Genomic DNA, 24,485 nt, shown 5'->3' with positions numbered 1-24,485 from the left:
TCGATGGACAAGATGGGTCCTGAGAAGAAGGCACGGCTGCTGGCCGCGCTCGACAAGGGCATGGTGATGATTCACCTGGACGCACGCCGTCCGGGAGTCCTCGTGCCTCCCTCGCTGCGCAACGAGTCCCACCTGCGCCTCAACTTGTCCTACCGGTTTGATCCACCGGACCTGACGGTGGGCGAGTGGGGCGTGCGCTGCACCCTGAGCTTCTCGGGGAGCCGCTTCAAGGTGGCGGTGCCCTGGTCGGCGCTCTTCGCCATCACCAGCCACGCGACGAAGGAGACCTGGGCCTGTCCGGAGGACATGCCGGCGGAGATCCTCCAGCAGATGATGGTGACGACCAAGGTGCCGATGCCGGAGCCCGTGGCGGAGCCGTCGGCGCCAGCAGCAGAGCGTCCCCGGGCCGTGCTGCGGGAGGTGGTCCTGCCAGAGGACGAGGCGCCAGAGCCCGTGACGGCGGCCCCGGCCCCCGTTCCGACTCCGGCTCCTGTTCCGGCTCCGAGCCTGGTCGAGGCCGAGGGCCCCAAGGACGATCCACCCGCGCCGCGGCGTGGCCACCTGCGCCTGGTGAAGTGAGGTCGGGCCTTCCCGCGTCTCAGCGCCTGAGCCGGACCTCGAGCGACTCGGGCTTGCCGCCGGTGAAGGTGCCCTTCCAGGACTTGTAGCCCTTGAGCGTCAGTTGCACGGGGATGTCCTGGCCGCTGGCATAGGTGTTGTCGAGCACCATGGGCGTGGTGCCGATCTCCGTGCCGTCCACGACGACGGTGGCGCCCTCGGGTTGGCTCTGGATGGAGAGCAGGGGCAGAGGCTGCTTGGGGCTCACCGAGTAGAACAGCCGGGTCAGCGTGGGCCGGAGGTAGGGGTAGCCCACCACGGCGGCGCCGCCCAGCAGCAGCAGCGTGGCCAGGGTGGTTGCCACTCGCCCCCATGGAATGCGGGCCCTGGGCGGCTCGTAGACCGTCCCCTTGCGCGGGCCGCGATCGGCCAGCTCCAGCTCGCTTTCCTTCATGTCCAGCACCGAGCGCAACGGGGCGGACGAGGTGGCCTGGGGTGAGGAGACCTCTTCGGCGAGGGAGGAGAGCTCCGGGGACAGGTCCTGGGCGCAGCGGTCGCACGGGGCATGGGCCGAGGCCAGAGGCGCGTTGCAGCGGGAGCAGCGGAACTCGCGGACCCGGGGGGCCGCAGCGGCGGGCGTGACGGGAGCGCGAGCCGGAGCGCGAGCAGGGGCAGGAGCCGGAGAGGGGGCAGGGGCGGGAGCCGGAGCGGTGGGCAGGACGAGCCGGCCGCTCATGCTGAGCGCGGGTCCTCCGGGCAGCTGCTCGGGCTCATCCTCCACCGGCTGCAGCTCGAAGGAGGGGGGATTCACAGCCCGGGTGGATAGAGAGGGGCGGCGGATGGTCCGCTCCATGGGCCCCAGCTCCGTGTCGGCGGACTCCGCGGCCTGCGCCCGCTCGACGAGGGTGAGAGGCGGGGTGAGGCTGGCGATGAACGTGGCCAGGGACTGGGAAGTGGCGGGCTCACCGGCCTGGGCCAGGTAGCGGGCCAGCGCCTCGGCCATGTCCTCGGGCCGGGGGAAGCGGGTCTCGGGCGCCTTGGCCATGGCGCGCATCACCACCGCGGCCAGCGGTGCGGGCACATCCGTGAGCGGCGGGGGCTCGCGCTGGGTGATGGCGAGGGCGAAGGACATCGGCTCCCCTGCGTCATCCCCGAAGGGGTGGTGTCCAGCGAGCAGCTCGTAGAGGACGATGCCGAGCCCGAACATGTCGCTCAGGGCGGTGGCCGGCTGTCCGTGCAACGTTTCCGGCGAGGCGTAGGGGAGCTTGCCCTTGAAGGTGCCGGGCTGGGTGCCCATGGATACGCCCTCGAGGCGGGCGATGCCGAAGTCCGTCACCTTCACCTCTCCCTCGCGGGAGATGAGGATGTTGGAGGGCGAGACGTCCCGGTGGGCGGTGAGCACGGGACGGCCGTTGTGCGTGCGGCGGTAGGCGTGGATGAGGCCCGCGAGCACCTGGGCGCCGATGAGGGCCACCAGATGGGGCGGGAAGCGCTGGCCGCGGCGGTGGGCATGGCGCAGCAGCACGCCCAGGTCCCAGCCATCCACCAGCTCCATGACGAGGAAGAGCCCTTCCGGGCTGCTGCCCACGTCGTAGACGCTGGCGATGTTCTGGTGCTGCAGGTGGGTGGCCAGGCGGGCCTCGGCGAGGAACATCTGCGCGAGGGTGGGCTCGCTCGCCAGGTGCGGCAGCATGCGCTTGATGGCGACGGACTTCTCGAAGCCTTCCGCGCCGCGCACCACGCCGAGGAACAGCTCCGCCATGCCTCCCATGGCCAGCGGGCGCACCAGACGGTAGCGAGACTCGTTCACGCGTTCCTCCACGAGGTCAGCCCTGGGGCTGAGTGATGTCGCGCAGTAGCTTCCAGGGGTAGATGCCGGTGCCGTGGCCGTCGCTGAAGACGAAGGTGAGGGCGTAGTTGCCCACCGGCTGGAGCTGGGTGATGCGCACGTCCGCGGGCACCCGGGACGGATCCAGCGTGCGCTTGTTGGTCCACTCGTCCACGCACCCGGCGCACGGGCACTGCTGGCGCAGCACCTGCGCGGTGGCGTGCGTCTTCACGCCATCCTCCCAGACGAGGCTCAGCAGGGTGTTGTCCGGCGACAGCGTCACCTCCGTGGCGGACACGGGGCGCTCGGTGGGCTTGATTCGATCCCAAAAACTCAAAGGGTTCCCCTTTCAGGGCCAGAACATCGCTGGCCTTTGCTTACCATCCGGCGCACCGAGTGGGGGAGGGAACCCGGGTAGAGGGGTTCACGAGGCGAGCTTCACGGGGAGTCGGTGGCCCTCGACGCGCACGCCCTTCTTTTCCAGCACTCGGCGCAGGGCCGACACCACGGCGGGATCCAACTGCTTGCCGCTGAGGTTCTCGAGGATCTCCATCGCCTTCTCCAGGGGCATGGCCTTCTGGTAGGGGCGGGTGGAGGTGCAGGCGTCGAAGGTGTCGGCGCACGCCACGATGCGGGCCAGCAGGGGGATGTCCTCGCCCGCCAGCTTGTCCGGGTAGCCGGTGCCGTCCCAGCGCTCGTGGTGGCTGCGCACGCAGGCGCGCATGGCCTGGAGGAAGGTGATGGGCTTGATGATGCTGTCGCCGATGGCCGGGTGCTCGCGCATGATGGTCATCTCCTCATCCGTGAGCCGCGACTGCTTGCAGAGGATGGACTCGACGATGCCAATCTTGCCGATGTCGTGAAGGATGCCGCCGAACTGGAGCTGCTTGAGCTCGGTCTCGGAGAGGGCCAGCTCGCGGCCGATCTCCACCGCCACGTCGCCCACGCGCTGGCTGTGGCCTCGGGTGTAGGAGTCCTTGGAGTCGATCGAGTTGGCCAGCGCGACGATGGTCTCCAGGTAGCCCTGCTCGAGGCTCTCGTAGAGGCCGCGGTTCTCGTGGTCGTACGCGAGCAGCTGCTTGCTCATGTAGTTGAACGTCCGGGCCAGATCGCCCAGCTCGTTCTTCTGGGGGACGTTGACCTCGAGGCCGAACTTGCCTTGGGCCAGCTCCAGGGCGCCCTGGATGAAGCCCTTGAGGGGGCGGGTGACGCTGCGCGAGAAGAAGGCGGCGAGCGCGAGGGCCACCACGGTGGCGGCCAGCACGGTGAGCAGCAGCCGCCGCTCCATGGTCTCCACCTGCTTGTAGGCGAGCGCCACCGGCTGCTCGGAGACGATGGCCCAGTGGGGGTCCGCCAGGGTGGCGTAGGCGGCGACGACGGCCTCGTCGCCCTCGGCGAAGTTGCCCACGTGGAGGATGTCGGTGTCCGGGGTGCGCGCCACGCCCTTGAGCAGGTGCTCCACCACGGGCCGCTGGGAGACGTTCTGGCCGGCCACCAGTCCGCCGCCACCGGCGAGCACATGGCCCTGGGCATCGGCGAGGTAGACGAAGCCGGTGCTGCCCACGCGCTCCTGGGCGAGCATGGTCTGCAGCTCCACCAGGGACACGTCCACGGCGATGTAGCCCTTCACGGGCTCGCCCACGGGGAAGGCGAAGGTCACCACCGCCTCACCGGAGGGGCGCCACACCACATCCGCGTAGTGCAGGCCGGTGAGCCCTTCCAGCAGGGCCACGGCGCGCGACTCGTGCTCGGCCAGGGCCGTGGGAGGCACGTCGCTGACGGCGAAGGCCTGCAGCCCCGGCAGCCGCTTGCCGTCGGGCCCGAAGAGGGTGATGGCCTGCACCTCGCGGCTCTGGTTGAGCACCGCGCGCAGGTACGTCTGCTGCTGCTCCAGCGGCAGGGCGAAGAAGCCAGGCACGCGCGCCATGCCCATCACCGCGCGCGTGGGCTCGGCCAGGAAGCCCTCCACCTTCAGCCTGAGCTGCTTGACGCGCTCCTGCGTCAGCTCTTGCGCGTCGCGCACCAGCAACTCGCGCGTGTCGGACACGGACAGCAGTCCCACCATCACCGTGGGCACCAGGCTGGCCACCAGCATCAACAAGAGGATGGTCTTGAAGAGCCGCATGGGGACGCGCCTCCCGCGCTACTTCCAATTCGTGGGCTTCACATGGAGGTTGATGGGCTTGGCCTGGGCCTCCGCCACCTCGAAGGACTGCTCGGCCGAGGCCTCGGAGCGGGCCTCACGGGTCACCGCGCGCACGCTCCAGCGCCAGGCGCCCGCGGACAGCGGCACCTTGAGCTGGTGGGTGTTGGCCGGGAGCTGGCGCTTCTCTCCGCGCACGGACACCAGCTCCACCTCATAGCCCTCGGCGCCCTCCACTGGCTTCCAGGAGAGGGTGACGGGGCTGGGGCCGCCCTTGGCGGGCTGCACGGTCAGCTTCTGCTTGTGGGGGGGCTGGGTGAGCTGGGGCACGCCGAGCGGAGCCCGAGGGGGAGGGGGCGGCTGACCCTTCTCCACGCGCACGCTCTCGCCCGCGTACACCGGACGGGTGACACCCTCGGCCTCCACGCGCACCGGCGGGCCGGACTTGGACTCCACCGTGGTGTTGCCCTTGTCGTCCACGGCCACCGAGAAGCCACCGGGCTGCGGCGGCGGACTCGTTGACACCAGCTTCCAGGCGCCATCGGCCGCCTGGGCGGCGTCTTCATAGCGAGCGCCCTGGAAGTAGGACTCGGCCTCCTTCAGCTTGGCCGCGGCCTCCTCGCGCCGGGCCGCCTTGTCGGCCTGGGCCAGTGCGTTGCGTGCCGTCGTCAGCGAGCGCTGGGCGTGCTCGCGATCCGGCCCTGGCAGCTTGAGCTTCGTGCCCGGCGCGACCGCGTCGTCTTTCAAGCCATTGAGCGCCTTGAGCTCGCTGGCGCCGCCACGGTCTCCCAGCGTGCGCTGGGCCACCTGGGCGAGTGACTCTCCATCGCGCACCACCACCTCGGTGGGCGCCAGCATCAGCAGGGCGAGCAGGAGGGAACTCTTCATTGGAACACGATCTCCCTTCCGGCCCGGACGGTGGCCGCGGGCGTGGTGACCGACAGTGACTGGCGTGCCGGATCTTCCATCTCGGCGTCCACCCGTCCGCGGAGAACGGTCAGGTCCGTGCGCTCCTGCCCGGGTTTCGGCCGCGTCTCCGCGATGCCGATCAGCGCGTCGTCGCCCAGGTTCACGATACTGCCGTTGGCGAAGACGATCTGCGCTCCCGCGCCAGCCACGGTCCGCACCTTGTCATTCTCGAAGAGGGGCATGCCCTCTTGGGCGGGGAGCCACTCATCCCCCGCCGCGCGTTTGACCTTCACATCCCCTTGCAGCCCCTTGAGTTGGGCGCGGCGCACCGGAGGCGGCGCGGCCGGCGCGTGCACCGGGGCCACGGGCTTCTCATCGGCGGGACAACCCACCGACAAGCTCCCGAGGAGGACGAACACCATATAGGACCAGCGACTTTTCACGAGAGAGGTTCCGGTCCCCAGTGTACCGGGGAATGGACCCGCGACCCAGTGCCCCGGTCACAAGTGCTCGGCTGGTTCAGTCCAGTCGTCGATGTTGCAGGCAGGGCAGATTCTTGCGGATGCGAACGAGTAGCTCGGGGTCCACGGGTGCCACGGCCAGTCCCTCGCCCTCCGAGGCTCGGGCCGTCACCAGTCCCCACGGGTCCACCACCATGGCGTGGCCCCAGGTGGAGCGCTGGGGCGAGTGCCGTCCGCCCTGCGCGGGAGCGAAGAGGTAGCACTGGTTCTCGATGGCGCGTGCGCGCAGCAGCACCTCCCAGTGGTCCTTGCCCGTCATGAGGGTGAAGGCCGCCGGTACTGCCAGCAGCGTGGCGCCTTCCTTGGCCAGGCGCCGGTACAGCTCGGGGAAGCGCAGGTCGTAGCAGATGGAGAGTCCCAGCCGGGCCACCTCCGTGTCCGCCACCACCACCTGGGTACCCGGGGCCACCGCGTCGGACTCGCGGTAGGGCGTGCCGTCGCCCACGTCCACGTCGAAGAGGTGAATCTTCCGGTACACGGCCAGCCGCCCGCCGTCCGGCCCAAAGAGGACGGTGGTGTTATAGAGGCGGCCACCCGGGGCACCCGTCTCCAAGATGGAGCCGGCCAGCAGCGTCACCTTTCGCTCGCGCGCCAGCTCGGCCATGCGGGAGAGGGTGGGACCCTCCAGCGTCTCGGCGGCTCCGGCGCGCTCAGCTTCTGGACCCATCCAGCTGAAGTTCTCGGGCAGGCCCACCAGGCGGGCTCCCAGGTCGGCCGCACGTCGGACGAGCCGGGTGGCCGAGTCGAGGTTGTGGGCTTTGTCCGCGGTGGACACCATCTGGGCTGCGGCGATCAGGTGCATGGGGCCGTTATAACCGGTCCCTGTTCATGGAAACCCCGGGAATCCCTACCCCTGGGAGGACTGTTGGATGGCAGGACAAGGGGTGCGTCATCCTTTACACCCCGAGGTGGCGTGTGCTACGGACGCCGCCGACATTTTTCGACGCAGTTCCTCGAAAAGTGGGCCGGTGTGCCCGCTTTTTGTGTTTTTGGAGTCCGGAGTTTTCGAAGCGGCCTATGGCGGAGAACATCAAGCAGACGGTGGAGGCAAGGGCGCAGGAGCTGCTCGAGCCCATCGTTGCGGGCGAGGGGCTGGAGCTCCTCGAGGTGGAGTTCGTCCGCGAGCGCGAGGGCTGGGTCCTGCGCCTGTTCATCGACAAGCCGGGCGGACGGGTGGGCCTGGACGAGTGCTCGCAGGCCTCGCGGGCGGTGGACACGGCGCTGGACGTGGAGGACATCGTCCCCCACGAGTACAACCTGGAGGTCTCCAGCCCCGGCGTGAACCGGCCCCTGAAGAAGCCCGTGCACTACGAGCGGGTGAAGGGTCAGAAGGTCAAGGTGAAGACCTTTGGCCCCATTGGGGATCCGCCGCGCAAGAACTTCACCGGGACGCTCACCGAGGTGGCGGCCGACGCCATCGCCGTGGACGTGGAAGGGGCGGGAAGCTTCCGCATCTCCTTCAAGGACATCGCCAAGGCCAATCTGGAGTTCGAGTTCTAGCAGTCCACATACAGGGTGCGCCCTCGCGCGGGCGCGCCCGTGGATCCTTTTGGAGAAGATGATGCCCACGCCAGCCAACCCCAACATCAACCTCAACCTCGTCCTGGACCAGGTGGCCAAGGACAAGGGCATCGAGCGGAGCGTGCTCATCGCCACGCTCGAGGACGCGATGACGACCGCGGCCAAGAAGCACTTTGGCCAGGAGCGCAACCTCGAGGCGAAGTACGACGCGGAGAAGGGCGTGGTGGAGCTCTTCCAGGCCATCACCGTGGTGGAGACCATCACCGATCCCGTGCAGGCGGTGAATCAGATCTCCCTCGACGAAGCGCACAAGAAGGGCATGGAGGTGGAGCCGGGCGACGAGCTCGTGTTCCAGATCTTCTACCGTGACGAGGACGCGGCGGAGGCCAAGGCGCAGGACGATCAGTACGGGGACATCCTCCGGCTGAAGACGTTCCGCCGTGGTTTCGGACGCATCGCGGCCCAGACGGCCAAGCAGGTCATTCTCCAGCGCACCCGCGACGCCGAGCGCGAGAACGTCTTCAACGAGTACAAGGACCGGCGCAACGAGATCGTCACCGGCATCGCCCGGCGTTTCGAGCGCGGCAACATCATCGTGGACCTGGGCCGTGCCGAGGCGGTGCTCCCGGTGCGCGAGCAGGTGCCGCGCGAGACGTACCGCGCCGGCGACCGCGTCCAGGCCTACGTGCTGGACGTGCTGCGCGAGTCCAAGGGCCCGCAGATCGTCCTCAGCCGCGCCTCCGTCAACCTGCTCACCAAGCTCTTCGAGATGGAGGTGCCGGAGATCGCCGAGGGCATCGTCGTCATCGAGGCCGCGGCGCGTGAGCCGGGCGGACGCGCGAAGATCGCCGTGTCCAGCCGGGACTCGGACGTGGACCCGGTGGGTGCATGTGTGGGCATGAAGGGCAGCCGCGTGCAGGCGGTGGTGCAGGAGCTGCGCGGCGAGAAGATCGACATCGTCCCCTACGACGAGGATCCGGCCCGCTTCGTGTGCGCGGCGCTGGCCCCGGCCGAGGTGAGCCGCGTCATCATCGACGAGGCCAACCACGCCATGGAGCTCATCGTCCCGGATGACCAGCTGTCGCTGGCGATTGGTCGGCGCGGGCAGAACGTCCGGCTGGCGGCCCAGCTGACGGGTTGGAAGCTGGACATCAACAGCGAGAGCCGGGTTCGCGAGATGCGCGAGTTCGCCAACCGTTCGCTGGGCGCCCTTCCGGGTGTCAACGAGATGCTGGTGGAGACGCTCTACGCCCACGGCTTCCGTCAGGCCAAGGACATCGCCGAGGCCAATGCGGAGGTGCTGGGTCAGATTCCGGGGATGGACCCGGCGCGGATTCCCGCCATGCAGGAGGAGGCCCGCAAGCAGATGTCGCTGGACGCGGCGGAGCTGTCGCGCATGGAGCGCGAGCGCGAGCAGGCCCGTCAGGCCGAGGCGCGCCGTCATCCGGACGAGCTCAGTCAGACGGAGCGGCTGGCGCGCGTCAGGGGCATGGGCGAGAAGACCATCGAGCAGCTGGGCCTGGCCGGTTACAAGACGGTGGAGGACCTGGCCAACGAGAAGGATCTGGCCAAGCTGGGTGACGTGCCCGGTGTCGGCATCAAGAAGGCCCGCCAGCTCAAGAGTGCGGCGGAGAACTACCTCGTAGAGGAGGCGAAGCTCCGGGCGGAACTCAACGCCGAGCGAGGCTCCTCGTCCTCGCCTGCCGCAGAACCGGTGGGCGCTTAGTTTTAATGATCGGGCTGAGGTCGTAAGCTCGCTTGGTTGCCAGGGGGGATGCGCCTGAAGGCTCGTTCCGGTACTAGAAGAAAAGAAGAACTCCCGGCGGATGCCGGACCGGTGCGAAGCTGCATCGGCTGCGGCTCTAGACGGGTCCAGGAGGAGCTCACCCGCCTGGCGGTGGGCCCCGAGGGAGCGGTGGTGGTGGACAGGGCGAGACGGCTCCCCGGGAGGGGGGCCTGGCTCTGCGGTGTCGGGTGTCTGGCAGCGGCGGTGAAGCGGAAGGCCTTTGGCAGGGCCTTCCGGGGGAAGGCGGGAGCAGTCGACCCGTCGGCCCTGGGACAGGCGTTGGAGTCGGGCCCGGCTCGGGGTGGAGCGGCCGGGGGGAGTGGGTGTTAGCACCACTCGCACACATTTTTGGATTAGGGTGCTGCGCCCGGTAGCCGGCGGAGCAAAAGGCCAAGCAACGTATGTCGAAGAAGCGCGTTCACGAAATTGCAAAAGAGCTCAAGGACCATGGGGTCGAGCTCGACAACAAAGAGGTCGTGACCGAGCTCGTCGCGCTCGGCTACGACGTCAAGAGCCACTCGTCTTCGCTCGAGGACGATCAGGCCACCGCCGCGGTACAGAAGATTCTGGACAAGCGGAAGCCCAAGCAGGCCGCAGCGCCTGTTGCGGCGAAGGGATTCGTGGTGCGCCGCAAGGCCCCGACGGCCCCTTCGTCCACCGATGCAGGTTATGAAGAGGCTCCGGCAGCCGAAGCGCCGCGAGCCGCCGAGCCGCCGGCCGTCGAGGCCCATGCGCGGGCCGCCGAGCCGCCGGTTGTCGAGGCTCCGGTTGCCGAGGCGCCCCGGGCTGCTGCTCAGCCGCCCACCGCCACCACTCCGGAAGCTCCGGCCGCCGAGGTGCCGCGGGCCGCTGCGACGCCTTCCGTTCCCGAGACCCCGGCAGCTGGCGTTCCGCCGGCCGCCCCCGCCGAGGCCCCCCGGGCCGAGGCCCAGCCTGCTGCCGCCGCGGAGCCGTCGCGCCCCGCTACGCAGCCGACCCCCGCTGCCGCCACTGAGGCGCCGCGGGCCGCGGAGCCGCCCCGTGCGGCCATCCCGCCCCCGGCTGCCGCCGTGCAGCCGCCATCCCCTGTCAAGGAGTCACCCAGCTTGTCTACCCGCCCGCCTTCGGCGGTTCCTCCCACTGTCCGGACCCCCTCGGCCCATCCCTCTTCCGGTCCCCATCGGACCTCTTCTCCGGGCGGTCCCGGTGGTCAGGGAGGTCGTCCCGGTGGCCCCGGTGGTCAGGGAGGCCGTCCCGGTGGCCCCGGTGGTCAGGGAGGCCGTCCCGGTGGCCCCGGTGGTCAGGGCCGCGGTGGCCCCGGTGGTCAGGGCCGCGGTGGCCCCGGCCAGTACCAGCAGCGTGGCGGCCCCAGCCAGTACCAGCGCAGCGGTGGCATCCAGTCCACCGGTCCGGTGCGTCCCTCGGCTCCGGGTGGCGCGGCGGGTGGTCAGCCTGGTACTCCCGGTCAGCAGGTGATGGTGGGCGGCGTGCCCCATCAGCAGGTGGTGCAGGATCCGCGCTCGCAGCGTCCCACGGCCACCCAGGCCGTCGTCATCTCGCGCCCGCTCATCCAGGTTCGCCGGGTGACGCCCACGGGCGGCGCGGGCAAGCAGTACCCCATGGCGCCGGGCAAGAGCGCCATCGGCGAGAAGCGTGAGTTCAGGGTCATCCCGGACCACGCCGGCCGCGGCCGTGAGCTCGTTGACGTCTCCAAGGGCAAGGACAAGGAGAAGGCCGGACGCACCAAGCGTGGCCCGGCGGGCGAGGGCGGCCCCTCCAAGCAGGAGATCTCCGATCTGGTGTGGGGCCGCGTCACCATCCCCATCCGCGGCAAGAAGAAGAAGCCCACCAAGAAGGGCGCCAAGACGCAGATCACCCAGATGGCCGAGGAGAAGAAGGTCATCAAGATCCAGGAGGGCATCTCCGTGTCCGACCTGGGCCAGCGCATGGGTGTGCGCACCGTCGAGCTCATCAAGAAGCTGATGGGCCTGGGCAAGCCGACCACGGCCAACCAGGTCATCGACGCGGAGACCACGGAGCTGCTCGCCACCGACTACGGCTGGCGTGTGGAGAAGGCTGGCTTCGAGGTGGAGGACTTCCTGCCCGAGGTGGAGGCGCGTCCCGAGGACGAGCGTCCGCGTCCGCCGGTGGTCACCGTCATGGGCCACGTCGACCACGGCAAGACGAGCCTGCTCGACGCCATCCGCGCTGCCAACGTGGCGGCCGGCGAGGCCGGTGGCATCACCCAGCACATCGGCGCCTACTCGGTGACGACGTCGCGCGGTGACATCACCTTCCTGGATACCCCGGGCCACGAGGCCTTCACGTCCATGCGCGCCCGCGGCGCCAACGTGACGGACATCGTCGTGCTGGTGGTGGCCGCCGACGACGGCGTGATGCCGCAGACGATCGAGTCCATCAAGCAGGCCAAGGCCGCCGAGGTCCCCATCGTCGTCGCCATCAACAAGATGGACGTGCCGGGCGCCAACCCGGACCGCGTGAAGAAGGACCTGGCCAACTACGAGCTCACTCCCGAGGAGTGGGGCGGCGACACCATCATGGTGCCCGTCTCGGCCAAGCAGAAGATGGGCATCGACCTGCTGCTGGAGAACATCGCGCTGCAGGCCGAGGTGCTCGAGCTCACGAGCAACCCGGGCCGTCCGGCGGTGGGCGCCATCATCGAGGCCAAGCTGGAGAAGGGCCGCGGTCCCGTGGCCACGGTGCTGGTGCAGGAGGGCACGCTCCGCGTGGGCGATTCCGTCGTCACCGGGACGCACTTCGGCCGCGTGCGCGCCATGAACAACAGCCGCGGCGAGTCCGTGAAGGAAGTCCTTCCGGGCTACTCCGCCGAGCTCGTTGGCCTCTCGGGTGTGCCCACCGCGGGTGACACCCTCAACGCGGTGGCCGACGAGAAGGCGGCCAAGGAGATCGCCACCCACCGCGCCATGAAGGGCCGCGAGGCGGAGCTGGGCAAGCCCAGCACCCGCGAGACGCTCGAGCAGCTCTTCGCCAAGACCAAGGCGGGCGGCGGCGCCAAGGAGCTGCGGCTCGTCATCAAGGCGGACGTGCAGGGCTCGGCCGAGGCCGTCAAGGAGGCCGTCCAGAAGCTGTCCACCCACAAGGTCCGCGTGGAGATCGTCCACTGGGGTGTGGGTGCCATGACCGAGGGCGACGTGATGCGCGCGGCCGCCTCCAAGGGTCTGGTGGTCGGCTTCAACGTCAAGCCTGAGTCCGGCACCGAAGCCGCGGCGAAGGCCCAGGAGGTGACGCTGCAGACCTACAGCATCATCTACGAGCTCATCGATGGTGTCCGGAAGGCCATGGAAGACCTCCTGGAGCCCATCCGCACCGAGCGCAAGCTGGGTCGTGCCGAGGTCCGCAACACCTTCAACGTGCCGAAGCTGGGCACCATCGCCGGTGCGGCGGTGCTCGACGGTGTGATGAAGCGTGGTGCCTACGTCCGCCTGCTGCGCGACAGCAAGCAGCTGTTCTCTGGCCGCATGGCCTCGCTCCGCCGCTTCAAGGACGACGTGAAGGAAGTCGCCCAGGGCTTCGAGTGCGGTATCGGCATCGAGAACTACACCGATCTCAAGCCCGGCGACATCATCGAGGCCTATGAGATCGAGGAGACGCGGCCGAGCCTGAGCTAGTCCCTCTCCGGCCGCTGTTCTTCACCACCGGATTGCACCCGGTGGCCCGCCGTCCAGGCGTGGTCACCGGGCCCGAAGGTCTTTGTGTCATGTTCGTTTGTGTCGCACGTCTGACCCTGCAGATTCCGGAGAGCGGTTCTCTCAAGGCCAAGCGGCAGGTTCTCCGCCGGATTACAGAGCGGGTGAAAGCCCGGTTCAACGTGGCCGTGGCCGAGGTGGATGACCAGGATCTCTGGCAGAAGGCCACGCTCGCGCTGGCGGTGGTGGGCAATGAACGCCGCCATGTCGACGAGCAGATGGAGAAGATCATCCGCTTTGTGGAGGAGATGTACGTAGCGCCCCTCCTCTCCCGACAGACGGAGATCATGGCCTTCGGGGAGACGCTCTACACCCCCAGTCGGCCCATGCCGGCCAGGCGGGACAAGGCCGGGGACGACGAGGAGTCGGAGGAGTTCGAGGAGGACGGTGAGGAGGCGGGGCCGGAGGCGGACCTGGAGGACCTCATCGCCGGCATGGGCCGTGGAGACCGCTCCATGGCCGAGGCCGAGGGGATGGTGGACTGGGAGCGTCGGCACCAGGGGCAGGAGAGCGGGCGGCCCGTCAAGGGCTCGGAGCGGCAGGGTCCCCTGTCATTGGATGAGGCCCGGGCCCGCGCGCGGAGCCTGCGCAACCCGAGGGATTGGGAGAAGAAATGAGTACCAGCAATCGGCCGGAGCGTGTGGGGCAGGAAATCCAGGTGGCCCTCGGGAGGATGCTCACCCGAGGCGAGCTGAAGGATCCACGCATCGGCTTCATCACCATCACCGGCGTGAAGGTGTCGCCGGACCTGAAGACGGCCCGCATCTACTACTCGATGATGGGCACCGAGCAGCAGCGCAAGGACACCGAGAAGGGGCTCGAGGCGGCCAAGGGGTACATCCGCCGGGAGATCACCGAGGCGGTGAATCTGCGCGTGTCGCCCGAGGTGTTCTTCACCTTCGACGAGTCGCTGGAGCGGGGTGACCGCATCGAGCGGCTGTTGCGCGAGGTGAAGGAGAAGGAGGGCTGGTAGCCGCGCACGGTGCGGTTGCCGGTAGAATCGGAAGCATGAACGGCGTCCTGGTCATCGATAAGCCCAAGGGGCCCACCTCGTTCGACGTGGTGCGGCAGGTCCGGGGTCTGCTCAAGGTGAAGAAGGTGGGCCACACCGGCACGCTGGACCCGATGGCCACGGGGGTTCTGCCCCTGTGCCTGGGTGAGGCGACCAAGGTGGCTGGCTTCATCACCGAGGGCGACAAGGCCTATGACGCCGTGGTGCGTCTGGGCGCGGAGACGGACACCCAGGACGCCGAGGGCAAGGTGGTGGCCGAGGCGCCGGTACCCGCCCTCACCGCGCCCCTGCTGGAGGACGTGCTGGGACGCTTCCGCGGCTCCTTCGACCAGGTGCCGCCCATGTACTCGGCGGTGAAGGTGGGCGGGAAGCGGCTGTACGAGCTCGCCCGCGCCGGCGAGGAAGTGGAGCGCGCCAGCCGCCATGTGACGGTGTACGAGCTGGTGCTGCGCGACTTCAGTGCCAACCAGCTCCGCCTGTCGGTGCGCTGCTCCAAGGGCTTCTTCGTGCGCACGCTCGCCTATGACATCGGCCGGGCGCTGGGTTGTGGGGCCCACCTGGAGGCGCTGCGGCGCACCTCGAGTGGTCCCTTCACCCTGGCCCACGCGCTGCCGCTGGCGGACCTGGCCGAGCTGGCCCGGGAGCCCGAGGCCCTGGCGAAGCGGCTGTTGCCCGTCTCCCAGGCCCTGACGGACCTGCCGGCGGTGCGGGTGAGCGCAGCGGACGCGGTACGGGTGTCCCACGGGGTGCCAGTGGAGGCCCCTGCTCATCCGGGCCGGGTCCGGGTGGTGGACCCCTCGGAGGCGCTGCTCGCCGTGGCCGAGGTGGTGCGCGGCCGGCTGCGCTACCTGCGGGTGCTCGTCTGACCCCTGGAACCTTCCTGGTGGCCTTGGCCTCGGGGCACCGGACTGTCCACTGGTCCGTCTCCAGGCAGGAGATCGGGCGCTTCAGGTTGACCGCCCGCACGGGCGATGCTTATAAGCCCCCGATTCGTTAGTAGGAGGAAGCCCGGTCTGTACCCCTCCGCGGACCGCGGCGACCGCAGTACCCATCCCCCGGAGCGGGCAGAGAGAAGAAGGAAGCACATGTCGGCATTGCATCAGGACCGTAAGGCAGAGGTTGTCGCGAAGTACCGCACCCACGAGAGCGATACCGGCTCTCCCGAGGTGCAGGTGGCCCTGCTCTCCGAGCGCATCACCATGCTCACGGAGCACTTCAAGACGCACAAGAAGGACCACCACTCCCGCCGCGGTCTGCTGAAGCTGGTGGGTCAGCGTCGCCGCCTGCTCGACTACCTGAAGAGCAAGGACGCCAACCGCTACAAGAAGCTCATCGAGGGCCTCGGCATCCGCAAGTAGGCCTGTCGTGAATCGGGGCGCTGGCATTCGTCAGCGCCCCGAGTCGTTAGAAGCAGTCGCAGTACGCAGTTCAGAGGAAGAAGCGGGGCGAGGGAGGAAGCAAGAGAGTGGTGTGGACGGAGGTTTTGGTTTCCGTTCGGACGGGCCGACCCGGCGCAGAACAGGTCGGCCCGCGCGATCAGGGATCAAAGCTCCGGCGCATCCCTCTGGCGCTTCCAAGGCGCCCCCACCGCAGTCAAGCCGCGGTTGCCCGTATCCGCCTGTTCCAGGCCCGGCGACCGCATTCAACCCTACAGGCCTCGCATCGAGGCGCGTGGGCCCTCACCTTTCTTTTGTCCAAAGGCAGGGCACGCGTCAGCGGGGCCACCAGGAAGTACGAGGCAAACGGATATGCACTTGAAGAAGAGCGTCAAGATTGGCGACACCGAGCTCACCATCGAGACCGGCCACATGGCCAAGCAGGCGGACGGCGCGGTGGTGGTTCGCTACGGCGACACCATGCTGCTCGTGACCGCGGTGAGCGCGCGCGAGAAGAAGGACGTGGACTTCCTCCCCCTCACGGTGGAGTACCAGGAGAAGCTGTACTCGGCCGGCCGCATCCCCGGCAGCTATTTCAAGCGCGAGGGACGCCTGACGGAGAAGGAGACGCTGGCCAGCCGTATCGTGGACCGCTCCTGCCGCCCGCTGTTCCCGGACGGGTACGCCTACGAGACCCAGGTCATCGCGAGCGTCATCTCCGCGGACCCGGAGCACGAGGGTGACATCCATGGCATCACCGGTGCCTCCGCGGCGCTGTGGGTGTCGGACATCCCCTTCAACGGTCCCATCGCGGGCATCCGCGTGGGCCGGGTGGACGGCAAGCTCATCGCCAACCCCACGCGCAAGCAGCGCGAGCTGTCGGACATCGACCTGGTCATGGCTGTCAGCCGTGAGGCCGTGGTGATGGTGGAGGGCGGCGCCGAGGAGGTGAGCGAGGCGGACATGGTGGCCGCGCTCGAGTTCGGCAAGCAGTCGGCACTGCCGGTGCTGGACCTGCAGGACGAGCTGCGGCGCGCGCTGAACAAGACGGTGCGCAACTACGACCGCATCGCCGCGGTACCCGAGGACCTGAAGGCCAAGGTGCGCGCGCTGGCCTGGGACGGCATCGTCCAGGGCTACACCATCAAGGAGAAGGCGGCCCGCTACGACGCGCTCTCCAAGGCCAAGAAGGAGGCCCTGTCCAAGCTCAAGGAGCAGCTGGGCGAGGCCTACACCTCCCAGGTGGAGAAGCACGCCAAGGCGGTGGTGGAGGACCTGAAGTATGAGCACATGCGCACGCTGACGGTGAACGGTGGCCGCATCGGCGGCCGCGGGCACGACAAGGTGCGTGAGATCTCCAACGAGGTGGGCGTGCTCCCGCGCACCCACGGCAGCGCGCTCTTCACCCGTGGAGAGACGCAGGCGCTGGTGGTGGCCACGCTGGGCACCGCCGAGGACGAGCAGCGGCTGGAGCTGCTCGGCGGCATGTCCTTCAAGCGCTTCATGCTGCACTACAACTTCCCCCCGTTCAGCGTGAACGAGACCAAGCCCCTGCGCGGCCCCGGCCGGCGTGAGGTGGGCCATGGCGCCCTGGCCGAGCGCGCGCTGCGCAACATGCTGCCCCCGAGCGAGAAGTTCCCGTACACGGTGCGGCTCGTGTCGGACATCCTCGAGTCCAACGGCTCGTCGTCCATGGCCTCGGTGTGCGGCGGCACGCTGGCGCTGATGGACGCGGGCGTGCCCATCAAGGCCCCGGTGGCCGGCATCGCCATGGGCCTGGTGAAGGAGGGCGAGCAGATCGCCATCCTCTCGGACATCCTCGGCGACGAGGACCACCTGGGCGACATGGACTTCAAGGTGTGCGGCACCTCGAAGGGGATTACCTCCATCCAGATGGACATCAAGATCACCGGTCTGACCACGGAGATCATGAGCCGCGCGCTGGAGCAGGCGCGTCAGGGCCGTCTGCACATCCTGGGTGAGATGCTCAAGACGATGGCCGAGCCGCGCAAGGAGATCAGCGCCTACGCGCCGCGGATTACGACCATCCAGATCCGCCCCGAGTTCATCAAGAACGTCATCGGGCCGGGCGGCAAGGTGATCAAGGACATCATCGCCCGCACGGGTGCCGTCATCAACATCGACGACTCGGGCCGCGTGGACATCGCGAGCTCGAACGTGGACTCGGTGAAGGCGGCCATCGCGATGATCCAGGCTCTCACGCGCGAGGCGGAGATCGGGAAGATCTACACGGGCACGGTGCGGAAGATCGCCGAGTTCGGCGCCTTCGTGGAGCTGTTCCCGGGCACCGACGGCCTCATCCACATCTCGGAGCTGTCCGACAAGCGCGTGAAGAGCGTGTCGGATGTGCTCAACGAGGGCGATGAGGTGCTGGTGAAGGTCATCAGCATCGACAAGACGGGGAAGATCCGTCTGTCGCGCAAGGAGGCCATGGCCGAGCGCGCCGCCACGCAGCAGGGCACCACCCCCGCTCCCGCGGAGGCCGCTCCCGCCCAGTCGCCCGAGGCCACCCAGCCGGGCGCCAAGGCCTGAGCTGCACCCCTCTCCCTCTGGGAGAGGGAGAATCGACGCCCTCTCTTCGCTTTGGCGGGGGAGGGCGTCTTCCGTTGCGGGCTACAGGCGGGAAAAATCCTTCCGCCGGCCCGTGCGTTGATGGGCAGGTCCACCTCCGGAGCCTCCCGTGTCCCAGGGCCCTTTCACCGCGCTCTCGCGTTTCCTCGGCCACTTCCGGTGGGCCTTCATGCCGCTCGGTCTGCTGGCGCTCATCGCCGTGGGCGTCCATGCCGCAGCGGATACGCTCGATGACCGGCTCCTGGCCGTAGTGGACCTGGCCGATGCCGCGTTCGATCGGCTCGTGGGCCGCTACAACCTCACCGCGCCTCTCGTGGACCTGCTCTCCCTGGAGCGGCGCACCACTCTGGCCCGAGCCCTCGCCCTGGCTTGGGAGCTGACGGCGGACCTGGTGCTCGCACTCCCCGCGCTCGGCTACCGCGAGGAGACGCCGTCTCCAGTGCGGTCCTCACTCGCACCTCCGCAGCGCAACACGTGGCGCGCGATGCTCGTGCGCTGCCTGCGCAAGCCCACCACCTTGCGGTGGATTCGCCCTCTGGCCACCGCGCTCGTGGCCGTGGCCGGCGCCTGTACCGTGGCGCGGCTCGTCCAGGGCTCGGTGTACCTCTCGTGGCGCGAGCTGCTCGGTGATGGCGCGGCGGATGTGGCGGCCCGGGGGCTCGCGCTCGCGGCACTGGGGGGACTCCTGTGGCGGCTGGGCTGGCGCGCGGTGCTGCGCAACCTCCAGCACGCGGACGCCGCCTCCGAGCTGCACGCGCGCGGACTTGCACAGGCCTTCGCCTACGGGCTGCCCGGCTCCGCCTTGGTCGCGCCCCTCGCGCTCGCCGCTGCGCTCGATGCCTCTCCCCTGTGGTCCTTCGTGCGCTGAGGAGGACGGCCCATGTTCCCACGCCACGTCCGAGGGTTGCTCGACTTCTCCCTGGCCGTCCTCTGTCTCTGGTGCGCCTGGCACCACACGCCCGCGGGCGCGCTGGTGCGGCGCACCTCGGCCTGGATCTCCGGGGGGCGGAGCACCGCCCGGCCGTTGCTCGCCTACTACGACGGTGTCGTCAGTAGCTCCGGGGTGTCCGCGCCCGCGCTCGCGCCCGTCGCACCACCCCTCCGGCCCTTCACCGACGCGGAGGCGCTCGCGTATGGCACCCACCTGGCGCTCAAGGGGCTCTCACCTGCGGCCCGGGCTCCCGCTTTCGCGCTCGCCGGAGAGTTGGGCATCCCCTCCGACTCCCTGCTGGATGCGGCCCGGGGCCCCGCTGCGGCCCGCAAGCTGCTCGAGTCCCTGGCCAGCGCCTTCCCCCACGAGGAGTCCCGCCTCACCGCTGTCTTCGCCGGCAGTGTCCCGGCCCGCTACGCCGCCGCGCGCGTAGAGGCCGAGGGCGGCGCGCCGACCCTGGAGCGGCTCTCGAAGCAGTTGCCCCCCGGTTTCGAGGACGCCACCGTCGCTGCGGCCCAGGCGCTCGCACTGGCCACGGCCTTCGGTCTCGCGTGGCCCGTGCCGGAGCACACCCCGGTGTCGAGCCCCTTCGGCTACCGCGTTCACCCTGTGCTGGGCACGCGCAAGCTGCATACGGGCGTGGACCTCTCCGTCCGCGTTGGCACCGAGGTGCGTGCGGTCTCCGATGGCACGGTGCGCCGCGCGAGTGAGGACGGCGTGAATGGCCGGGTCCTCATCCTCGACCATGGCCGCGGCGTGACGACGGCCTACTGCCACAACTCGGAGCTGCTGGTCCGGCCGGGGCAGCGCGTGACGCGTGGCGAGCTCATTGCTCGCTCGGGCAACACGGGCCGCTCCACTGGGCCCCACCTGCACTACCAGCTCGAGCTGTCCGCGCAGCCGGTGGACCCATTTCGCTTCCGTCCCAGGTCCGGTCCCGTGGCGAATGAGGCGGCACGCTAGCGGGCCGAGAACTCGCATCTTGGCCACATCGTGCTACTTCATCCCACATGACTTCGTCCGTCAGCGTGAGGGTCCGCCGCGTGCGCGCCCATCCCGAGCCGTTGGCGCTGCCGCGCTACGAAACCGAGCTCGCCGCGGGGATGGATCTGCGAGCGGATATTGATGGGGAGCTGACCCTCGGTCCCCTGGAGCGCGTGGCGGTGCCCACGGGCCTGGCGCTGGCGCTGCCCGCTGGCTACGAGGCGCAGCTCCGGCCCCGTTCGGGACTGGCGCTCAAGCACGGCATCACCCTGTTGAACTCGCCAGGTACGGTGGACGCGGACTACCGGGGAGAGGTGAAGGTGCTCCTGGTCAACCTCTCCTCGCAGCCCTTCACCCTCCGGCGCGGCGAGCGCATCGCCCAGCTCGTGGTGGCACCGGTGTCCCAGGTCTCCCTGGTGGAACTGACGGTGCTGGACGACACCGAGCGGGGAGAAGGTGGCTTCGGCTCGACGGGCCGCTGAACTGGCGTTCCTTGCCCCATGTCGGCGCGGCAGGTTAAGACCCTCCGCGGGTGCCTTCTGGAGGCCCCGTAACAGCCCCCCACCTCCGGGAGTCCGACCGCTGTGCTCTGCTACCGCTGCGGCAGCAATGTCCCCGACAACAGTGAATCCTGCGCCACCTGTGGACTGAAGCTCACGGGCGCGGCGGCGGGAAGTGGCACGCGCCGCCGAGGGGCGAGCGTGGAGGCCCCCTACAAGCCCGGTGACGTCTTCGCGAAGCGCTATGCCATCCGCGAGGTGCTCGGCCCCGGCCCGGTAGGTCACGTCTTCCGCGCGCTCGACCAGGAGATGGACGTCGAGGTCGCGCTCAAGGTCATCAACCCCCGGTTGGTGCAGATGCCCGAGGAGCGCACCCAGTTCTCCTTCGCGCTGCGCCAGGGCAAGAAGCTCACCCACCCCCACCACGTGCGCGTCTACGAGGAGGGCGAGGAGCGCAACCGGCCCTACTTCACCACGCAGCTCCTGGAGGGCATGACGCTGCGGCGGATGATGGAGCAGCGCGCGGCGCAGGGGCAGCACTTCTCGGCCAAGGAGGTGGCGCCCCTCCTGGCGCAGCTCGTCGAGGCCCTGAACACGGCCCACAAGTACGGGCCGCACTCGAACCTCAAGCCCGAGAACATCATCGTCCTGCCAGACATGCTGAAGGTGACGGACTACGGGCTGGCGCTCGGCATTCCCCGGCTGCCCTTTGTCCAGGCTCAGAAGGTCTGGCGAGTGGCCAGCTACGTCGCCCCCGAGTACGCGGAAGGTGGCGAGCTGGATACGCGGATGGACCTCTACTCGCTCGGCGTCATCCTGGGCGAGCTGCTCACCGGCCAGACGCCCGAGGACGGGGAGGTGCCGGAGCTGCAGGCCCATGACCCCGAGCTGCCGCCCGGAGTGGAGGCCCTCTACCGGCGGACCATCAACGCCAATCCGCTCGCGCGCCCCAAGACGGCGAGCGAGTTCCTCGCGGAGTTCACCGCGGCCCTGTCTCGCCCGAGGCCGCCGGGTGCGGTGAAGCCCGCGGCGGGAGCGCAGGCCCCCGCGGCCGCCCGCCCACGTCCGAAGCCGGTGCCCTTCAGCCTCACCGCCCAGCTGGCGACGGCCTCGCCCCTGAGCTCGGACATGCTGCCTCCGCCTGTTCCCACCGCCGAGCTGCCGGCCCTGGCGGCCCCGACCATTCAGGTGCCTGTGGTGGGCGGCAGCCCCACGCTGGAAGAAGTCCCCAAGGTCACCCGCCAGGCGGTTCCCGTGTCGGGCTCGCCGACGCTCGAGGTGCCCCGCGTGGACTCCGGGCCCACCGAGCTGCTCACCTCCGAGAGCATCGAGCAGCGGCTCGCCTCGAAGGCCAAGGAGGACGCGCGCACGCTGGCTGCCACCCAGCCGCTCGACTCAGCGACGCTCGCGGCGATGATGGGGCGGTCTCCCAAGCCCGCCTCAGCTCCGGCCCCCAAGCCACGCCCGGCACCGGCCCCTCCGACACCGGCCGCACGTGCGGAGCCTCGGTCCGAGGCGCATGCGGCTCCCGTCAAGGTACCTCCCCGGAGCGTGCCCGCGACGCCAGCGCCCCGCTCTCGCTCCTCCACGGTGACGCTGGTCCTGCTGACGCTCGCGGGGCTTGCCCTGGGCGCGGCGGGGGGATACTGGCTGCTGTTGAAGATCCGCCAGGGCGCTCATCCGGCCCCCGCGGCGCCCACGTCTTCGCAGGGGGAGACGAGATGAGGCGGTGGGGGTGGCTTGCCCTTCTGGTGCTGGTGTTCCCACTGGTGGCCGCTTCGGAGCAGGCGCGGCCTCGCGTCGTGGTGGTGAAGTCCGCCGGGCTCGCTCCCTACGCGGCGGTGGTGGCCGGCTTCAGCGCCGAGGTGCGCGCCGAGGTCGCGGAGGTGACGCTGGAGGACAGTGCCCAGGCGGCAACCCGGGCCTTCCAGCGCATCGCCACGCAGAAGCCGGCGCTGGTGTTGGCCATTGGCCCGCTGGCTGCCAACACCGCTCGCCGCACCTTGGGCACGCAGGTGCCGGTCCTCTTCGCCATGGTGCCCTACTACGAGAAGTACGGCCTGGAGGGCCCCAACATCACCGGCATCGCGCTCACCAGCGACTTCCGCCCCGAGCTGGCCGCCCTCAAGTCCCTGGCGCCCTCGGCGAAGCGGGTGGGCATCCTTCATGACCCCCGCTTCTCCGCCGGGCTGGTGGAAGCGGCGCAGTCGGCCGCGGGCCCGTTGGGTCTCTCCATCGTGCCGCTCGAGGCCGATGCGCAGGCCAAGGCGGAGAAGGTGCTCGCCGGCTCGAAGGACAAGGTGGACGCGCTGCTGATGGTGGCCGACAAGACGGTGGGCAACGCCGCCGTCGTCCAGGAGCTCATCGCCTTCGCTACTGCTCAACGCCTGCCGCTGGTGGGTCTCACCCCCAGTCAGGTGAAGGAGGGCGCCACGCTCGCCCTCGCTCCCAGCCCCACCGCCATCGGGCAGCAGGCGGGCCGGCTGGCCAACCGCATCATCCATGAGAAGGTCGACCCCGGTGCGCTGGCTGTCTCCCAGCCCGAGGGGATGGACCTCGCCGTCAATCTCTCCGCCGCCAGCAAGCTGGGAGACTCCAGGGACGTGGTGCTGGAGTTGCTCCGCTTCGCGGCCAAGCGGGACTTCCCCGTGAGGGTCTTCGAGTGATTCCGCGTTACAGCCGTAAGGAGATGTCTTCCCTTTGGTCCGATGTGGCCCGTCTGCGCCGTTGGCGCGATGTGGAGCTGGCCGCGTTGGAAGGCATGGTGGAGCACGGCATCGCGCCGCGCGAGGCGCTGGATGACTGCCTCGCCCGCGCCGGTGACTTCACCGAGGCGGATGCCGCCCGCATCGAGGAGATCGAGCGCACCACCAAGCACGACGTCATCGCCTTCCTCACCTTCATGGAGGAGCGCATCGGGCCGAGTGCTCGCTGGCTCCACCTGGGCATGACGTCCTCGGACGTGCTGGACACCTCGCTGGGCCTGGTGCTGCGCGATGCGGTGGACCTCATCCTCCAGGGCGTGGGGCGCGCCATGGCCGCGGTGGAGAAGCGCGCCTTCGAGCACAAGCGCACGGTGATGATGGGCCGCAGCCACGGCATCCACGCCGAGCCCATCACCTTCGGGCACAAGCTGGCCATCTGGTACGACGAGCTGCGCCGCGCCGAGACCCGCTTGCTCCGGGCCCGCGAGGTCATTGCCGTGGGGAAGATCTCCGGCGCGGTGGGCACGTTCGCGCACCTGCCTCCCGCCGTGGAGGTGTTCGCGTGCAAGAAGCTGGGCCTGTCACCAGCGCCGGCCTCCAGTCAGATCGTCCAGAGAGATCGGCACGCTGAGTATTTCTCCGCGCTGGCGCTGCTGGGCGCGAGCATCGAGAAGTTCGCGGTGGAGATCCGCCACCTGCAGCGCACCGAGGTCCGTGAGGCCGAGGAGCACTTCACCGCGGGCCAGAAGGGCTCGAGCGCGATGCCGCACAAGCGCAACCCCATCCTGTCGGAGAACCTGACGGGGCTGGCGCGGCTGCTGCGCGGCTACGCGGTGAGCGCACTGGAAGACGTGGCGCTCTGGCACGAGCGCGACATCTCGCACTCCTCGGTGGAGCGGGTGATTGGCCCGGACGCGACCATCGTGGCCGACTTCATGCTGCACCGCTTCGCCGGGCTGATGGAGAACCTGCGCGTCTACCCCGAGCAGATGCAGAAGAACCTGGAGCTGCTGGGCGGGGTGGTGAACTCGCAGCGCCTCTTGCTGGAGCTGGCGCGCAAGGGGATGGATCGCCAGGCTGCGTACGTCATCGTCCAGCGCAACGCCATGCGCATGTACGAGCAGGGCGTGTCCTTCCGGCAGGCGCTCGCGGAGGACCAGGACTTGCTCAAGGTGATGACGTCGAAGGAGATCGAGGACTGCTTCTCGACCGGCTACCACACGCGGCACATGGACGACATCTTCCAGCGCGTGTTCGGCCGCAGCGAGTAGGGGGGCGGAGGGGTGCGACCACGCCGGGTTCGGGATTCTGATATGGTCGCGCCCGATCATGAACGCCAATGCGACATCCGTGTCGCGGATCGCTGGTCCTGGAGCGGATAGCTCGCCTCATTCTCCAGCTGGAATGCGTCG

The 24,485-nt window shown here is 69.3% G+C and carries 22 protein-coding genes; 16 read left to right on the top strand and 6 right to left on the bottom strand.

All coding sequences use genetic code 11. The annotated features are described in order from the left end of the window. Positions 1 to 3 precede the first annotated feature (3 nt). Positions 4 to 579 carry a ClpXP protease specificity-enhancing factor SspB gene (locus OV287_RS40730; RefSeq protein ID WP_267539422.1) on the top strand — a complete coding sequence of 192 codons (576 nt, stop codon included), beginning with the start codon at positions 4 to 6 and terminating at the stop codon, positions 577 to 579. A 19-nt stretch (positions 580 to 598) separates the two neighbouring features. Here OV287_RS40730 and OV287_RS40725 read toward each other — a convergent pair whose 3' ends face one another. From OV287_RS40725 to OV287_RS40700, 6 genes are all read right to left on the bottom strand, one after another. Next, positions 599 to 2,368, bottom strand: coding sequence for a serine/threonine-protein kinase (locus OV287_RS40725; protein ID WP_267539421.1), 1,770 nt, complete (start codon positions 2,366 to 2,368; stop codon positions 599 to 601). Between the two features lie 16 nt (positions 2,369 to 2,384). Next, positions 2,385 to 2,723 (bottom strand): DUF971 domain-containing protein, encoded by a 339-nt coding sequence (locus OV287_RS40720; protein ID WP_267539420.1) that lies wholly within the window; start codon positions 2,721 to 2,723, stop codon positions 2,385 to 2,387. An 87-nt stretch (positions 2,724 to 2,810) separates the two neighbouring features. Further along, positions 2,811 to 4,511: an HD domain-containing phosphohydrolase gene (locus OV287_RS40715; protein WP_267539419.1), complete on the bottom strand. Its 1,701-nt coding sequence runs from the start codon at positions 4,509 to 4,511 to the stop codon at positions 2,811 to 2,813. An 18-nt stretch (positions 4,512 to 4,529) separates the two neighbouring features. Continuing rightward, on the bottom strand, positions 4,530 to 5,417 hold the full coding sequence (locus tag OV287_RS40710) for a LysM peptidoglycan-binding domain-containing protein (RefSeq protein WP_267539418.1): 888 nt from the start codon (positions 5,415 to 5,417) through the stop codon (positions 4,530 to 4,532). Continuing rightward, positions 5,414 to 5,860 carry a FecR domain-containing protein gene (locus OV287_RS40705; RefSeq protein ID WP_267542516.1) on the bottom strand — a complete coding sequence of 149 codons (447 nt, stop codon included), beginning with the start codon at positions 5,858 to 5,860 and terminating at the stop codon, positions 5,414 to 5,416. The genes OV287_RS40710 and OV287_RS40705 overlap by 4 nt, the downstream gene beginning before the upstream one ends. A gap of 97 nt (positions 5,861 to 5,957) precedes the next feature. Beyond that, the gene (locus OV287_RS40700; protein ID WP_267539417.1) at positions 5,958 to 6,761 is read right to left on the bottom strand and encodes a carbon-nitrogen hydrolase family protein; all 804 of its coding nucleotides are present in this window, start codon (positions 6,759 to 6,761) and stop codon (positions 5,958 to 5,960) included. Positions 6,762 to 6,976: 215 nt separating this feature from the next. On the opposite strand from OV287_RS40700, the gene rimP reads away from it, so the two are divergent. The 15 genes from rimP to purB all read left to right on the top strand — a co-directional run bounded on the left by rimP (position 6,977) and on the right by purB (position 24,344). Then, a complete protein-coding gene (gene rimP, locus OV287_RS40695) occupies positions 6,977 to 7,459 on the top strand; it encodes a ribosome maturation factor RimP (protein ID WP_267539416.1) in 483 nt (160 codons plus the stop codon). A 61-nt stretch (positions 7,460 to 7,520) separates the two neighbouring features. After that, positions 7,521 to 9,206, top strand: a complete 1,686-nt coding sequence (gene nusA, locus OV287_RS40690) for a transcription termination factor NusA (protein ID WP_267542515.1) — start codon at positions 7,521 to 7,523, stop codon at positions 9,204 to 9,206. 48 nt (positions 9,207 to 9,254) lie between these two features. Continuing rightward, a complete protein-coding gene (locus tag OV287_RS40685; protein WP_267539415.1) occupies positions 9,255 to 9,596 on the top strand; it encodes a YlxR family protein in 342 nt (113 codons plus the stop codon). Positions 9,597 to 9,667: 71 nt separating this feature from the next. After that, complete coding sequence (gene infB / locus OV287_RS40680; protein WP_267539414.1) at positions 9,668 to 12,895, top strand: translation initiation factor IF-2; 3,228 nt, start codon at positions 9,668 to 9,670, stop codon at positions 12,893 to 12,895. Between the two features lie 89 nt (positions 12,896 to 12,984). Then, complete coding sequence (locus OV287_RS40675) at positions 12,985 to 13,590, top strand: DUF503 domain-containing protein (RefSeq protein ID WP_267539413.1); 606 nt, start codon at positions 12,985 to 12,987, stop codon at positions 13,588 to 13,590. After that, a complete protein-coding gene (gene rbfA / locus OV287_RS40670; protein ID WP_267539412.1) occupies positions 13,587 to 13,946 on the top strand; it encodes a 30S ribosome-binding factor RbfA in 360 nt (119 codons plus the stop codon). Before OV287_RS40675 ends, rbfA begins: the two co-directional genes overlap by 4 nt. A gap of 35 nt (positions 13,947 to 13,981) precedes the next feature. Further along, entirely contained in the window at positions 13,982 to 14,851 is an 870-nt protein-coding gene (truB, locus tag OV287_RS40665) for a tRNA pseudouridine(55) synthase TruB (protein WP_267539411.1), read from the top strand. A 219-nt stretch (positions 14,852 to 15,070) separates the two neighbouring features. Beyond that, positions 15,071 to 15,343, top strand: a complete 273-nt coding sequence (rpsO, locus tag OV287_RS40660) for a 30S ribosomal protein S15 (RefSeq protein WP_043390443.1) — start codon at positions 15,071 to 15,073, stop codon at positions 15,341 to 15,343. Between the two features lie 390 nt (positions 15,344 to 15,733). Then, positions 15,734 to 17,914, top strand: coding sequence for a polyribonucleotide nucleotidyltransferase (gene pnp / locus OV287_RS40655; RefSeq protein ID WP_267539410.1), 2,181 nt, complete (start codon positions 15,734 to 15,736; stop codon positions 17,912 to 17,914). A gap of 148 nt (positions 17,915 to 18,062) precedes the next feature. After that, positions 18,063 to 18,821: a hypothetical protein gene (locus OV287_RS40650; protein WP_373371868.1), complete on the top strand. Its 759-nt coding sequence runs from the start codon at positions 18,063 to 18,065 to the stop codon at positions 18,819 to 18,821. A 12-nt stretch (positions 18,822 to 18,833) separates the two neighbouring features. Further along, entirely contained in the window at positions 18,834 to 19,847 is a 1,014-nt protein-coding gene (locus OV287_RS40645; RefSeq protein ID WP_267539409.1) for a M23 family metallopeptidase, read from the top strand. A 47-nt stretch (positions 19,848 to 19,894) separates the two neighbouring features. Continuing rightward, complete coding sequence (gene dut / locus OV287_RS40640; protein WP_267539408.1) at positions 19,895 to 20,350, top strand: dUTP diphosphatase; 456 nt, start codon at positions 19,895 to 19,897, stop codon at positions 20,348 to 20,350. Positions 20,351 to 20,452: 102 nt separating this feature from the next. Beyond that, entirely contained in the window at positions 20,453 to 22,093 is a 1,641-nt protein-coding gene (locus tag OV287_RS40635) for a serine/threonine protein kinase (protein ID WP_267539407.1), read from the top strand. Continuing rightward, a complete protein-coding gene (locus tag OV287_RS40630) occupies positions 22,090 to 23,034 on the top strand; it encodes an ABC transporter substrate-binding protein (protein ID WP_267539406.1) in 945 nt (314 codons plus the stop codon). The genes OV287_RS40635 and OV287_RS40630 overlap by 4 nt, the downstream gene beginning before the upstream one ends. Next, positions 23,031 to 24,344 carry an adenylosuccinate lyase gene (purB, locus tag OV287_RS40625; protein WP_267539405.1) on the top strand — a complete coding sequence of 438 codons (1,314 nt, stop codon included), beginning with the start codon at positions 23,031 to 23,033 and terminating at the stop codon, positions 24,342 to 24,344. The genes OV287_RS40630 and purB overlap by 4 nt, the downstream gene beginning before the upstream one ends. Positions 24,345 to 24,485: the final 141 nt, after the last annotated feature.

Origin of the sequence: Archangium lansingense, from assembly GCF_026626635.1 — a bacterium.
GTDB classification, from domain to species: Bacteria; Myxococcota; Myxococcia; order Myxococcales; family Myxococcaceae; genus Archangium; species Archangium lansingense.
The sequence above is the reverse complement of the archived record's forward strand: the minus strand, read 5'-3'. Positions and strand labels throughout refer to the sequence as shown.